General features: G+C 68.4%; 10 protein-coding genes. 8 read left to right on the top strand and 2 right to left on the bottom strand.

What is annotated here, in order from left to right; translation table 11 throughout:
• Positions 1-123 precede the first annotated feature (123 nt).
• Positions 124-414: a DUF2325 domain-containing protein gene (locus QQK25_RS00050; RefSeq protein ID WP_284186180.1), complete on the bottom strand. Its 291-nt coding sequence runs from the start codon at positions 412-414 to the stop codon at positions 124-126.
• Positions 415-562: 148 nt separating this feature from the next.
• On the opposite strand from QQK25_RS00050, the gene QQK25_RS00045 reads away from it, so the two are divergent.
• Positions 563-1,105: a hypothetical protein gene (locus QQK25_RS00045; RefSeq protein ID WP_284186179.1), complete on the top strand. Its 543-nt coding sequence runs from the start codon at positions 563-565 to the stop codon at positions 1,103-1,105.
• Position 1,106: 1 nt separating this feature from the next.
• Here QQK25_RS00045 and QQK25_RS00040 read toward each other — a convergent pair whose 3' ends face one another.
• Positions 1,107-2,405 carry a hemolysin family protein gene (locus QQK25_RS00040; RefSeq protein ID WP_284186178.1) on the bottom strand — a complete coding sequence of 433 codons (1,299 nt, stop codon included), beginning with the start codon at positions 2,403-2,405 and terminating at the stop codon, positions 1,107-1,109.
• A gap of 364 nt (positions 2,406-2,769) precedes the next feature.
• On the opposite strand from QQK25_RS00040, the gene QQK25_RS00035 reads away from it, so the two are divergent.
• From QQK25_RS00035 to QQK25_RS00005, 7 genes are all read left to right on the top strand, one after another.
• On the top strand, positions 2,770-4,917 hold the full coding sequence (locus QQK25_RS00035) for a hydantoinase/oxoprolinase family protein (protein WP_284186177.1): 2,148 nt from the start codon (positions 2,770-2,772) through the stop codon (positions 4,915-4,917).
• A gap of 27 nt (positions 4,918-4,944) precedes the next feature.
• Complete coding sequence (locus QQK25_RS00030) at positions 4,945-7,269, top strand: hydantoinase B/oxoprolinase family protein (RefSeq protein ID WP_284186176.1); 2,325 nt, start codon at positions 4,945-4,947, stop codon at positions 7,267-7,269.
• A gap of 24 nt (positions 7,270-7,293) precedes the next feature.
• Positions 7,294-7,797: an acetone carboxylase subunit gamma gene (locus QQK25_RS00025; RefSeq protein ID WP_284186175.1), complete on the top strand. Its 504-nt coding sequence runs from the start codon at positions 7,294-7,296 to the stop codon at positions 7,795-7,797.
• A 104-nt stretch (positions 7,798-7,901) separates the two neighbouring features.
• Positions 7,902-9,866: an AMP-binding protein gene (locus QQK25_RS00020; RefSeq protein ID WP_284186174.1), complete on the top strand. Its 1,965-nt coding sequence runs from the start codon at positions 7,902-7,904 to the stop codon at positions 9,864-9,866.
• A gap of 300 nt (positions 9,867-10,166) precedes the next feature.
• Positions 10,167-12,167 (top strand): sigma-54-dependent Fis family transcriptional regulator, encoded by a 2,001-nt coding sequence (locus QQK25_RS00015; RefSeq protein ID WP_284186173.1) that lies wholly within the window; start codon positions 10,167-10,169, stop codon positions 12,165-12,167.
• A 63-nt stretch (positions 12,168-12,230) separates the two neighbouring features.
• Positions 12,231-13,100, top strand: a complete 870-nt coding sequence (locus QQK25_RS00010; RefSeq protein ID WP_284186172.1) for a hypothetical protein — start codon at positions 12,231-12,233, stop codon at positions 13,098-13,100.
• 78 nt (positions 13,101-13,178) lie between these two features.
• On the top strand, positions 13,179-14,305 hold a 1,127-nt coding region (locus tag QQK25_RS00005; RefSeq protein WP_284186171.1), incomplete at its 3' end, for an FGGY family carbohydrate kinase.

Raw genomic sequence — 14,305 nt, 5'->3', positions numbered from 1 at the left:
GGCTCTCCTTGGAATGGGTTATTGGCCCGAGTATAAAAACCGTCTATCCGGCGCCCAACGAATAAAAACGGCTTTTTATATTCCAAAAATGAAAATAGAAACGGGGATGTGTCCGATCAGCGCTCAGTTCAGCCCTTCGAGCCGCTCGCGCAGCTCGGTGGCCGAGTGCCGGCAGAACACCATCGGCACGCCCAGATCCTCGGCCTGACGCCGCACGTGACGCATCAGCATGTGATTGGAGCGATCGCACACGAACACCACCAGCCGGGTGCGCCGCGGCAGCACCCGCTTGCCCTCGCCCGCCTTGCGGCCGGGCCAGTGGTCCACATCCCGGATGCCCAGGCGGTCGGCCACCCGGTAGATTTCCGCGCGGATCGTATCGACACGATCGGCGCCCACGATCAGGGCCTGCATTCTGAAACCTCCCGTCTTAGCGTGGCTCCAAGCCACAACGGGGCGAGTCTCCCGCGGCAGGCCCCACGACGGAACCAAGCATTTCAGCGATGCAAATCAGGCGGATACGAATAAGCTTTTCAGGTCACGAACAACCCGGAGCCCCACGATGAACAGCTTTACTGCCCATATTCCACGCCTCGCCGGCGGGCTTGTCGCGCTGGCGCTGTCAGGCTGCGCCAGCCTGCTCGGCCCCGGCCTGCAGCCGGGCGTGAGCACCCGGGGCGATCTCGATGCCGCGATGGGCGCCCCGGCCCTGCGCTGGGCCGAGGCCGACGGCGGCGAGCGTCTCGCCTACCCCTTCGGACCGGCCGGCTACCAGACATGGATGGCGGTGCTGGGGGCCGATGGGCGTCTGGTGAGCATCGAGAACGTGCTGGAAGAAACCCACTTCGCCCGCATCCGGGCCGGCATGAGCCAGGACGAGGTGCTGCGCACCCTGGGGCCGTCCTACCCGGGCTGGACGGTGTATTACAAGGCCCGCGACGAGCTGGTGTGGGAATGGCGTTACTGCGACGTGTTCCGCGAGCCCGCCCGCTTCAACGTGCTGTTCGACGGCACCAGCGGCAAGGTGCGCAGCACCTTCAGCAGCACCGAGCGCCTCTCGATGCCCTGGGGCCGCGGCAACCGACGGGACTGGTGCAGCCGCTAGATCATTCCGCCACGCGGGCGAGGAGCACCTTGTCCACCCGGTTGCGGTCCATGTCCATCACCTCGAAGCGCCAGCCCGCCGCCACGAAGTGATCGGTCGCCATGGGGATGCGCCCCAGCACGTGCATGATGAAACCGCCGATGGTGTTGAAGGAGCGCTCCTCCTCGCCCGGCAGGTCGTCGCCGATGTCGAGCACCGACTTGAGCCGCTCGATGCCCACGTCGCCATCCACCAGCCACGAGCCATCCTCCCGCTGGAGCATGTCCCGGTCTTCCGGCGCCTCGGGCACCGACAGCTCGCCGACGATCGCCGCCAGCACGTCGGTCAGCGTCACCAGGCCCTGCACGTCGCCGTATTCGTCGACGATCAGCGCAAACTGCAGGCGCGCCCGGCGGAAGCTCTCCAGCAGCTGCTGGGTCGTCACCGATTCGGGCACGTAAAGCGGCGGGCGCAGCAGGGCTTCCAGATCCGACACCGTCACCCCGCCGCCCGGCAGCGCGGCCTTCAGCAGATCGCTCTTCTGGAGCACGCCGACCACGTGCTCGAGCCCGTCGCGGCACACCACGAGCCGCGAGAACGGCGTCTCGACGATGGTCTGCCAGCAGCTGGCCTCGTCCTCTTCCAGATCCACCACCACCATGTCGCGGCGCGGGGTCATGATCGCCGAGATGCGCTGCTCGTCGAGGCGCAGCACGTTGGAGACGATCTCCTGCTCGCTCTCGTGGAACACGCCGGCCTCGGCGCCCTGCTCCATCAGCACCTTGATCTCGTCGTCGGTCACCGGCGGCTCCTCGCGGCGCCGGGCGCCCAGCAGGCGCAGGATCACGGTACAGGAGCCCGACAGCACCACCACCAGCGGATGGGTGATGCGGGCGAGGATCATCATCGGCCGCGACATCAACGACGCGATGCCTTCCGGCGCCAGCAGCGCCAGACGCTTGGGCACCAGTTCGCCCACCACCACCGAGAAATAGGTCAGCGTGACCACGGTGATGGTCAGCGCGACGCCCCGGGCGTAGGGCTCCATGAAGGCAAAGCTGCCCAGCCATTCGGAGAGCGGATCGGCCAGCGCGGCTTCACCGATGGCACCGCTCAGGATGCCGACCAGGGTGATGCCGACCTGGATCGTCGAAAGAAAACTGGAGGGCTCCTGGTGGAGCTTGAGTGCAGCCTCGGCCCCGAGGCTGCCGTCGTCGGACAGGTTCTGCAGCCGCGCCTTGCGGGACGAGACGACGGCCATTTCGGACATGGCGAACACGCCATTGAGAAGAATCAGCAGAACGATCAGCAATAAATCCATTGATAAGGCCGTCCGAAGTCGATCCGACCCGCGGCCCGGGAATGAAGACGGGCCGTATTGTAGCCGCTGCCGCCCCCTGCACGCCTAGCCCGGCCCCGTGGCACCGATCACGCTGGGCATCTCCGGCGCGCCCGTTCGTACGTCCGATCCCCGCACGACCGTCCGGATTCCGGTCTCCCTGCGGCGCCGTCGCTGCTCCGCAACAATCGCCACATCGCCACCCAAAATCATTTCCGTTCAGTCACTTGCACTCCACGCACCACCGCTGGCACGGCCGTTGCGATATGTCAGGCAGGGAATCCCGCGTTCCCCGGGGTGCCGCGAAAGCGGTGCCGACCCAAACCAAGGAGACATGGAGACAAGAATGGAAGTCCAACAATCGCAAGTACAGGTGATGGGCATCGACGCCGGCGGCACGATGACCGATACCTTCTTCGTGCGTGCCGACGGTCGTTTCGTCGTCGGCAAGGCTCAGAGCAACCCGGCCGACGAATCCCTGGCCATCTTCAACTCATCCGAAGACGCCCTCGCCCACTGGAACCGCACGGTGGACGACGTCTATCCCGAGCTTGCGACCTGCGTGTATTCCGGCACCGCGATGCTCAATCGCATCCTGATGCGCAAGGGTCTCAAGGTCGGCCTGATCTGCAACAAGGGCTTCGAGCAGATCCACTCCATGGGCCGGGCGCTGCAGAGCTACCTGGGCTACGCGCTGGAGGACCGCATCCACCTCAACACCCACCGCTACGACGAGCCGCTGGTGCCGGTGTCGCGCACCCGCGGCGTCACCGAGCGCACCGACGTGCAGGGCAAGGTCGTGATCCCGCTGCGCGAGGACGAAGTGCGTACCGCCACCCGCGAGCTGGTGGAGGCCGGCTCCCAGGCCATCGTGATCTGCCTGCTGCAGTCCCACAAGAACGAGGCCAGCGAGCAGCGCGCCCGCGACGTGGTCCGCGAGGAACTGGACCGCCTCGGGGTGGAACTCCCGATCTTCGCCTCGGTGGATTACTACCCGTCGCGCAAGGAAAGCCACCGGATGAACACCACCATCCTCGAGGCCTACGGCGCCGAGCCGTCCCGCGAGACGCTGAAGAAGGTGAGCGACCGCTTCAAGAAGCACGGCGCCAAGTTCGACCTGCGGGTGATGGCCACCCACGGCGGCACCATCAGCTGGAAGGCCAAGGAGCTCGCCCGCACCATCGTCTCCGGCCCCATCGGCGGCGTGATCGGCTCCAAGCTGCTGGGCGAGGCGCTGGGCGACGAGAACGTCGCCTGCTCCGACATCGGCGGCACCAGCTTCGACGTGGCGCTGATCACCAAGGGCAACTTCGCGATCAAGTCCGACCCGGACATGGCGCGCCTGGTGCTGTCGCTGCCGCTGGTGGCGATGGACTCGGTGGGCGCCGGCGCCGGCAGCTTCGTGCGCCTCGACCCGTACAGCAAGTCGATCAAGCTCGGCCCCGACTCGGCCGGCTACCGCGTCGGCACCTGCTGGCCGGAGAGCGGGCTGGACACCGTCACGGTGTCCGACTGCCACGTGGTGCTGGGCTACCTCAACCCGGACAACTTCCTCGGCGGCGCCATCAAGCTCGACGTGGAGCGTGCCCGCCAGCACATCAAGGCCCAGATCGCCGACCCGCTGCACCTGTCGGTGGAAGACGCCGCCGCCGGCGTGATCGAGCTGCTCGACCTGACCCTCTCCGAATACCTGCGCGCCAACATCAGCGCCAAGGGCTACAACCCCGCCGAGTTCACCTGCTTCTCCTACGGCGGCGCCGGCCCGGTGCACACCTACGGCTACACCGAAGGCGTCGGCTTCAAGGACGTGGTGGTGCCGGCCTGGGCGGCGGGCTTCTCGGCCTTCGGCTGCGCCTGCGCCGATTTCGAGTACCGCTACGACAAGTCGGTGGATCTGGGCGTTGCCCAGCACGCACCGGACGAAGCCAAGGCCGCAGCCTGCGCGACGCTGCAGGAGGCGTGGTCCGAGCTGGCGGTGAAGGTGATCGACGAGTTCGTGCTCAACGGCTACAAGCCCGAGGACGTGATCCTGATCCCCGGCTACAAGATGCAGTACATGGGCCAGCTCAATGATCTGGAGATCGTCTCGCCGGTAGGCACCGCCGCCACCGCCGCCGACTGGAACCAGATCGTCGATGCCTTCGAGACCACCTACGGCCGCGTCTACGCGAGCTCGGCCCGCTCGCCGGAGCTGGGCTTCTCGATCACCGGCGCGATCCTGCGCGGCATGGTCGTCACCCAGAAGCCGGTGCTGCCGGAAGACCCGGACGCCGGCCCCACCCCGCCGAAGGAAGCCTACCTGGGCACCCGCCCCTTCTACCGCCACAAGCAGTGGGTCGATGCGGCGCTCTGGAAGATGGAAGGCCTGAAGGCCGGCAACCACATCGTCGGCCCCGCGATCATCGAATCCGACGCCACCACCTTCGTCGTCCCGGACGGCTTCGAGACCACGGTGGACAAGCACCGCCTGTTCCACCTGAAAGAAGTCCGCTAAGCCGACCCCGCACAAGGAGACATCGACATGAACATGCTGAACACCAAGGAACTCGGCTTTGCCGACCTGCTCAAGAACGGCCAGACGCTGAAGCAATTCCGCGACGGCATCATCGAACGCACCCAGGCCAGCGGCCACTACAACGGGCTCGAGAAGCTCAACTTCCGCGACAGCGACCCGATCGGCTACGAGAAGCTCTTCTCCAAGCTTCGCGGTGGCCTGGTGCATGCCCGCGAGACCGCCAAGAAGATCGCCGCCAGCCCCATCGTCGAGCAGGAAGGCGAACTGTGCTTCACGCTCTACAACGCGGTCGGCGACTGCGTGCTCACCTCCACCGGCATCATCATCCACGTGGGCACGATGGGCGCGGCGATCAAGTACATGATCGAGAACAACTGGGAAGCCAACCCCGGCATCAACCCCGGTGACATGTTCACCAACAACGACTGCTCGATCGGCAACGTGCATCCGTGCGACATCGCCACCATCGTGCCGATCTTCTGGGAAGGCCGGCTGATCGGCTGGGTCGGCGGCGTGACCCACGTGATCGACACCGGCTCGGTGACGCCGGGCTCCATGTCCACCGGCCAGACCCAGCGCTTCGGCGACGGCTACATGATCACCTGCCGCAAGACCGGCATCAACGACGAGCCCCTGCGCGACTGGCTGCACGAATCCCAGCGCTCGGTGCGCACGCCCAAGTACTGGATCCTCGACGAGAAGACCCGCATCGCCGGCTGCCACATGATCCGCGACCTGGTGGAAGAGGTGATCCGCGCCGACGGCATCGAGGCCTACGAGAAGTTTGCCTATGAAGTCATCGAGGAAGGCCGCCGCGGCCTGATGAGCCGCATCAAGGCCATGACCCTGCCGGGCAAGTACCGCAAGGTGTCCTTCGTGGATGTGCCCTACAAGCACGAGGACGTGCAGGTCTCCAACGCCTTCGCCAAGCTCGACTCGATCATGCACTCGCCCTGCGAGATGACCATCAAGCCCGACGGCAAGTGGCGGCTGGACTTTGAAGGCGCGAGCCGCTGGGGCTGGCACACCTTCAACGCCCACCAGGTGGCCTTCACCTCGGGCATCTGGGTGATGATGTGCCAGACCCTCGTGCCCACCCAGCGCATCAACGACGGCGCCTACTTCGCCACCGAGTTCCGCCTGCCCAAGGGCACCTGGTGCAACCCGGACGATCGCCGCACCGGCCACGCCTACGCCTGGCACTTCCTGGTGTCCGGCTGGGCGGCCCTGTGGCGCGGGCTTTCGCAGTCCTACTTCAGCCGCGGCTATCTGGAAGAGGTCAACGCCGGCAACGCCAACACCTCCAACTGGCTGCAGGGCGGCGGGATCAACCAGGACGGCGAGATCCACGCGGTGAACAGCTTCGAGGCATCGAGCTGCGGCACCGGCGCCTGCGCGGTGAAGGACGGCCTCAACCACGCCGCCGCGATCTGGAACCCCGAAGGCGACATGGGCGACATCGAGATCTGGGAGATGGCCGAGCCGCTCCTGTACCTCGGCCGCAACGTCAAGGCCAACTCCGGCGGCTACGGCAAGTACCGCGGCGGCTGCGGTTTCGAGACCCTGCGCATGGTCTGGAACGCCCAGGACTGGACGATGTTCTTCATGGGCAACGGCTTCATGAACAGTGACTGGGGCCTGATGGGCGGCTACCCGTCGGCCACCGGCTACCGCTTCGAGGCCCACAAGACCGGGCTGGAGAAGCGCATCGCCATCGGCGACACCCTGCCGCTGGGCGCGGATCTCGACCCGAGCAACCCGGACTACGAGCGCCACCTGGACGCCACCGCCACCGTCAAGCGCGACAAGCAGTGCATCACCACCGAAGACTGCTACGCCAACCACGACCTCTACCTCAACTACCTGCGCGGCGGCCCCGGCTTCGGCGATCCCCTCGACCGCGAGCCGAAGGCCATCGAGGCCGACCTCAACCAGCAGTTCCTGCTGCCCGAGTACGCCCGCAAGGTGTATGGCGCGGTGTTCAGCCAGGACGCCAAAGGCGTGTTCACCGTCGATGCGGCCGCCACCCAGGCCCGCCGCGCCGAGATCCGCCGGGAGCGCCTCGCCCGCGCCCTGCCGACCCGCGAATGGATGAAGGAAGAACGCGAGCGGATCATCAACAAGCACGCTGCCACCCAGGTGCAGCACATGTTCGCCACCAGCTTTGCGCTGTCGGAGAAGTTCACCCACCAGTTCAAGGAATTCTGGAGCCTGCCGGCCGACTGGCAGCTGCTGGAAGAAGAGCTGGGCGTGCCCTCCTACGGCGCCAAGCACCGCATGGATCTGTCGCTGCTGCCGGACGTCACCACCGTCGTCCAGGTCGAAGAGTAATCACCGAATCGAGGAGTATTGAAAATGTCCGCCTACACCAACGAACAGGTCGCCCACCTCGTCGAGGGCACCCTCGACTGGGAAACCACCCTCCGCATGCTGTCCATGCCCAAGGATCAGGGCCGCTTCGAGCAGTACATCACCGCCCTGCAGGCCAAAGTGAATTTCCCGGACCGCATCGTCCTGCCCCTGGGCCCGCACCTCTACATCGTGCAGTCGGCCAAGACCAAGGAATGGGTCACCCAGTGCGACTGCGGCCACGTCTTCGGCGACTACCGCGAAAACTGGAAGCTCAATGCCGCCATCTACGTGCGCGACACCGAGGAGGCGATGACCGAGGTCTACCCCAAGCTGATGGCGCCCGACACCCAGTGGCAGGTCTACCGCGAGTACTACTGCCCCACCTGCGGAACCATGCACGACGTGGAGGCCCCGACCCCGTGGTATCCGGTGATCCACGACTTCGAGCCGGACATCGAAGCCTTCTACAAGGACTGGCTGGGCCTCCCGGTGCCCGAGCGCGCCTGATCCGGCTGGCGGTGCCTCCCCTCGGGCACCGCCTGACAAGTTCTCTCTTCTTTAACGGGGTCCGGCCCACGCCGCACCCCGTCTTTTTTCCGACGGAGCCCCCAGTGAACGCCCCACTTACCGCCACCGGCGTCCGTTTCGCCGACACCGCCCTGGCCCAGTTCCTGTGCACCAACCGCTACACGAGCCTCGACGAATTGCGTCAGACGGCCACCGCCGCCCCCCGACGTTTCTGGCACGAAGTCGTCACCGCCCTCGGCATCCAGTGGGCGAAGCCCTGGACCGAGATCCTCGACCTCGCCGACGGCCCCATGTGGCCGCGCTGGTTCGTCGGCGCCCGCATCGACCTCTACGACAACCTCGTCGGCCGCGTCGCCCGCGAGGACCCAAACCGCCCCGCCCTACGCTGGGAGGCCGACGACGGCGCCACCCGAACCCACACCTACGCCGAGCTCGACCAGGAAGCCCGCCGCCTCGCCGCCGGCCTCGCCGGGCTCGGCGTCCAGGCCGGCGACCGGGTCGCCCTCTACCTGCCCATGTGCCCCGAGGCCGTCGTCACCATGCTCGCCACCACCCGCCTCGGCGCCATCGTCGTGTCGCTGTTCTCGGGCTACGGGCCGGATTCGGTGGCCAGCCGGTTGCAGGACGCGGGCGTGAGCCTGCTCATCTGTGCCGATTCGTTTCAGCGGCGCGGCAAATCTGTACCTATGCTCGACGACGCCCGCGCCGCCGTCGCCCGCTGCCCGACAGTGCGCAACCTGCTGGTCGTCGCCCGGGGCGAATCGCCCGCCGCCACCCCACCGGACGGCAGCCACTGGCACACCGTGGATTACCAGCAGCTCATCGCCCACGTGCCCGTCACCCAGGGCCCGGCGATCCACCCCGCCGACACGCCGCTGATGCTCATCTACACCTCCGGCACCACCGGCAAACCGAAGGGCGTGCTCCACACCCACACCGGCTTTCCCATCAAGGCGGCGCAAGATCAACTGATGGCCTTCGACCTCAAGCCCCGCGACACCCTCATGTGGGTCACCGACATGGGCTGGATGATGGGCCCGTGGCTGGTCTTCGGCGGGCTGCTGCGCGGCGCCACGCTGGTGCTCTTCGAGGGCACGCCGGACCACCCGGGCCCGGATCGCCTGTGGGATCTGGTACGCCGCCACGACGTCACCCACCTCGGTCTGTCTCCCACCCTCGTCCGCCTGCTGATGGCCGCCGGTCCCGCCGCACTGCCGGACGCGCTGCCCGACACCCTGCGCGTCTTCGGCTCCACCGGCGAGCCCTGGAACGACGGCCCGTGGCACTGGCTGTACGACACCGTCGGCCAGGGCCGCCGCCCGATCATCAACTACTCCGGCGGCACCGAGATCGGCGGCGGCATCCTCGCCTGCTTCCCGGGCCTGCCCCAGAAGCCCTGCGCCTTCGCCGGCCCGATCCCCGGCATCGCGGCAGACGTCACCACCGCCGACGGCCAACCCGCCAACGGCGAGGTGGGCGAGCTGGTCATTCGCGCCCCGTGGCCCGGCATGGCGGCCGGCTTCTGGCAGGACGACGCGCGCTACATCGACAGCTACTGGTCGCGCCTGCCCGGCGTGTGGGTGCATGGCGACTGGGCGCAGGTGGACGGCGACGGCCACTGGTACATCCACGGGCGCAGCGACGACACCCTGAAGATCGCCGGCAAGCGCGTCGGCCCGGCGGAGTACGAATCGGCGCTGGTGGGCCATCCGCTCGTCACCGAGGCCGTCGCCGTGGGCGTGCCCGATCCGGTCAAGGGCGAGACCGCGGTGTGCTTCGTCACCGTCGCCGACGCCCGCCGGCTGGCGGCCCGGCCGTGGCCGGAATGGGAGCGCGAGCTCGCCGAGCACGTGGGCACCCAGCTCGGCAAGCCGCTGCGACCGGCGCGGGTGCACCTCACCCGCAGCCTGCCCAAGACGCGCAACGGCAAGATCCTGCGCCGGCTGGTGCGCAGCGCCTACCTGGGCCAGGCCGCCGGCGACACCACCTCGCTGGAATCCCCCGACGCGCTGGATCACATCCGCCAGTGCCGTCCGGCGGGCGCCTGACCGCCGTCCAACCGTCCGAAAACCGGACGCCCACCCCGTCCGACCGTCCGATTTCCGGACGGCCGGACGGGGCCGCGCGCCGTGCGTCAGGCCACAGATCCACCACCCGCGCGCCCTCCGCCCATTGCAGAAAAATGGCATCCCATTTGCTAAGCTCTAACCTGACCGGCACAGACCGGTCTCGCCCGGGTCGGTCGAGCAAGCCACACCACAACAACGCCGCTGCCTCCATCGGACGCAGCCCCCGCCCGGCGCCACCAAAGGAGGATGACATGAACGAATCCCGTGTCGGAGGCTGCCTTGTTCTCCGATCCCTGTAACGACCGCGCGGTGATGACCGCCTGGGAATCCTTCCTCAAGGGCGATGACGGCCGCTGCAACACCCTGCGCAGCCTGGTGGACCGCTCCTGGCGCCGCTGCCAGCAGGCCCGGGTCGACCCCGATCGCCAGCACGCCCCACCGCCCATCGCCGACCACGCCCTGCACGACCTCATCCAGACCAACGGCGACCTGCTGGAAGCCAGCGCCCCGGTGATGGCCTGCGCCCGGGATTTCCTCTCCGAAACCGGCACCATGATGCTGCTGGCCGACACCCAGTGCACCATTCTCACGATGGAAGGCGACCCGGCCACGATGGACACCGCCGGCTCCATCCAGCTCGTCCCCGGCGTGAGCTGGGCCGAGCGCCTGTGCGGCACCAACGCCATCGGCACCGCGCTGGCCGTCGGGCAGCCGGTGCAGATCCACTCGTCCGAGCACTACTGCGCCGGCATCAAGCGCTGGACCTGTTCCGCCGCGGTCATCCGCCACCCGCAGGATGGCGAGATCCTCGGCGTGATCGACGTCTCCGGCCTCTCCGAAACCTACAGCCGGCAGAGCCTGGCTCTCGCCGTCACCACCGCCAGCCGCATCGAGAGCCGCCTCGCCGCCCGCGAGATGGAACTGCGCTACCGCCTCCTCGAAGGCACGATGAACCGCTGGAGCGCCTGTGCCGGCGACGGGCTGGTGCTCTTCGACCGGCGCGGCTGGCCGGTCAAGATCAACGAATACGCGGCCACCGCCATTGCCGCCCGGGGCGGGGATATCAACGTCGCTGCCCCCGCCCGGCTGCCGGCGATGGCCCTCACCCACGGCAGCCCCAGCGCGCCCATCGGCCCGCTGCCCGCCTGGATGAGCGACGACTGGCTGGTGCCGGTGATGAGCAAGGGGCAACACATCGGCACCCTGCTGGTCATGCCCGTGCCCCGCAGCGGGCGGCCCACGCCCCGCCCTGAAGCCGCCGCCAGGCCGGCAGCCCCGAGGCCGCGCAACTTCGCCTCCATCGTCAGCCACCACCCGCCGCTCCTCGCCGCCGTGGACAAGGCCCGCCAGCTCGCCCGCTCCCGGGTGCCGGTGCTGCTGCTGGGCGAGACCGGCGTCGGCAAGGAGGAGTTCGCCCGCGGCATCCACGAAGCCAGCCCCAGCGCCGGCGGCACCTACGTGGCGCTCAACTGTGGCGGGCTGTCCCGCGATCTTCTCGCCAGCGAGCTCTTCGGTTACGCCGAGGGCGCCTTCACCGGCGCCCGCAAGGGCGGGCTGATGGGCAAGATCGAGGCGGCCGACGGCGGCACCCTGTTCCTCGACGAGATCGGCGAGATGCCCCTCGACCTGCAGCCCCACCTGCTGCGCGTGCTTGAAGAAGGCGAGCTCTACCGGCTCGGCGAGAACACCCCGCGCAAGGTCAATTTCCGCCTCGTCGCCGCCACCCACCGCAACCTCCGCGAGGAGGTCGCCGCCGGCCGTTTCCGGATGGACCTGTACTACCGCGTCGCGGTCACCACCCTGCACCTGCCGCCGCTGCGGGAACGCTCCGAGGACATCGTGCCGCTCTCCGATCTCTTCCTCGAACGCTTCACCACCGCCCACCACACCGGCCCGCGCACCCTCGGCCCCGGCGTGCTCGAATGGCTGCAGGCCTACGCCTGGCCGGGCAACGTGCGCGAACTGCGCAACGCCATCGAAAGCATGGTGCTGATGAGCGGCACCCCGGTCATCGGCATCGATGCGCTGCCGCCCGAACTCGCGGGCTGCACCGGTGAAGTCTCCGCCGACAACACAACCGGTCCGCAGCCCAAGGCAGCGCCCGCGGTGTGCAGCATGGCCGAAGGCGAGCTGGAGCTGATCCGCCGCGCCATCGCCGCCACGGGCGGCAACCTCACCGGCGCGGCGCGGCAGCTGGGCGTCGCCAAGAGCACGCTGTACCTCAAGCTCAAGCGCTACGGCCTTGAGCCGGATCGCCAGCGGGTGCGCGCGCCGGTCTGAGGCCCACGCCGAAAAGCTTCGCGCTCGGACATCGGCCGGTCTAAAATCCGGCCGATGTCCGATTTGCGCAGTCCTGCTCCATCGCGCCGCCTGCTGTTTGGCCTGGCGGTCTCCGTCGCCGCGCACGCGCTCGTCCTGCTGCTTCACGTCGAGAAGCCCGAAACACCGCCCCAGCCCGCCCTGCAGGCACGCCTCGCGCCCGTCGCCGCAGCACCCAAGGCCGACGTCCGCCCCCCTGCGCCGGCGCCCCGGCCCAAAGCAAAACCTACCGCCAAGCCCGCGCCGACCCCCGACAGGCCGCGCATCCTCACCGCCCGCAAGCCCTCCACCACAACGCAGCGCGCGGCCGAGTCAACGCCCAAATGGACGGTCGCCCAGAAAGAGGAAATGGACAATTTCCTCGACGAACTCGCCACCGAAGCCAAGCCCCGTCCCACCCCGCCCAAGCCCGACCTCGCCGAGCGCTCCCTCGGCATGGCCCGCGAGATCGCCCGTGAAAGTGCCCGCGAGGGCGCACGGGAAAGCCGCCGTCACCGGGACGACCCGTTCGACCTCATCGAACGCATCCCCAACAGCCCGCCCATCGACCCCTTCAGTCTGGAGTTCTACCTGGACTCCCTGGTCAAGAAACTCAACCGCAGCGCCAGCTTCGTGAAGAACGACCCCCGCGCCCGGGGCATCCAGCCCGCCTCGGTGGAAGTCCGCCTCAACCCGGACGGCAGCCTGAAGAGCTTCATCGTCGTGCGCAGCGGCGACCAGCAGGAAGAGATCGCCTTCGTGAAGTCGGTGGTCAATCAGGCCGCGCCCTTCTCGGCCTTCCCGCCGGACATCGCCAAGTCGGCCCGCTCCCTCGCGCTGATGATCTGCATCCAGCCCCCCAGCCTGGGCGGCGGCGGCTTCGGCTTCACCCGAAAATCAGGCAGCGGCTGCTAGCGCCCGCCACCCCGAAGTGCGTATGCTGCAAGCCTGAAGATCGCGCCGAAGCCGGCGCCGTTTCGAGGAGTGCACGCCATGCCCGTCCTTCTCGCCCTCGACCAGGGCACCAGCAGCAGCCGCGCCATCGTCTTCGACGAATCGGGCACCGCCCTTGCCCTGGCTCAGCAGGAATTCCAGCAGTATTACCCCCAGCCCGGCTGGGTCGAGCACGACGCCCTCGAGATCTGGCGCACCCAGCTCGACTGCGCCCGCCGCGCCCTGGCCGACGCTGGCCTCACCGCCCGCGACGTGGCCGCCATCGGCATCGCCAACCAGCGCGAAACCACGGTGCTGTGGGATCGCCGCAGCGGCCAGCCCCTCGCCCCCGCCATCGTCTGGCAGGACCGCCGCACCGTGCCCGCCTGTGAAACCCTCCGCACCGCCGGCCACGCCGGGCTGATCCGCGACCGCAGCGGGCTGGAGCTCGACGCCTACTTTTCCGCCACCAAGCTCGCCTGGCTGCTCGATCACATCCCGGACGCCCGCCGCCGGGCCCAAGCCGGCGAGCTCGCCTTCGGCACCATCGACAGCTGGCTGGTCTGGCAGCTTACCGGCGGAAGGCGGCACGTCACCGACCCCAGCAATGCCTCGCGCACGATGCTCTTCGACATCCACCGCCAGCGCTGGGACGACGCACTCCTCGCCCTGTTCAACATCCCCCGCGCCCTGCTGCCGGATGTCGTGCCCACCAGCGGCGTGATCGGCGAGACCGATCCCGCACTGTTCGGCGCAGCGATCCCCATCGGCGGCGTGGCCGGCGACCAGCAGGCCGCCACCTTCGGCCAAGCCTGCCACACGCCCGGCAGCGCCAAGAACACCTACGGCACCGGCTGCTTCCTGATGCTCAACACCGGCACCGAGCCCGTCGCGTCCGCCAACCGCCTGCTCACCACCCTCGGCTGGCAGCTTGGCGACGATGCGCCCACCTACATGCTGGAGGGCAGCGTCTTCATCGGCGGCGCGGTGGTGCGCTGGCTACGGGACGGGCTGGGAATCATCGCGCGCACCGACGACGTGGAAGCCCTCGCCGCAAGCGTGCCCGACACCAATGGCGCGGTGCTCGTGCCCGCCTTCGCCGGGCTCGGCGCCCCGTACTGGGACGGCAGCGCCCGCGGCGCGCTGGTCGGGCTCACCGCCGGCGTCACCCGCGCCCACCTCGCCCG

It is taken from the genome of Zoogloea oryzae, from assembly GCF_030161255.1.
GTDB classification, from domain to species: domain Bacteria; phylum Pseudomonadota; class Gammaproteobacteria; order Burkholderiales; family Rhodocyclaceae; genus Zoogloea; species Zoogloea oryzae.
Note: the sequence above shows the minus strand (reverse complement) of the source record. Positions and strands in the feature narration are given on the sequence as shown.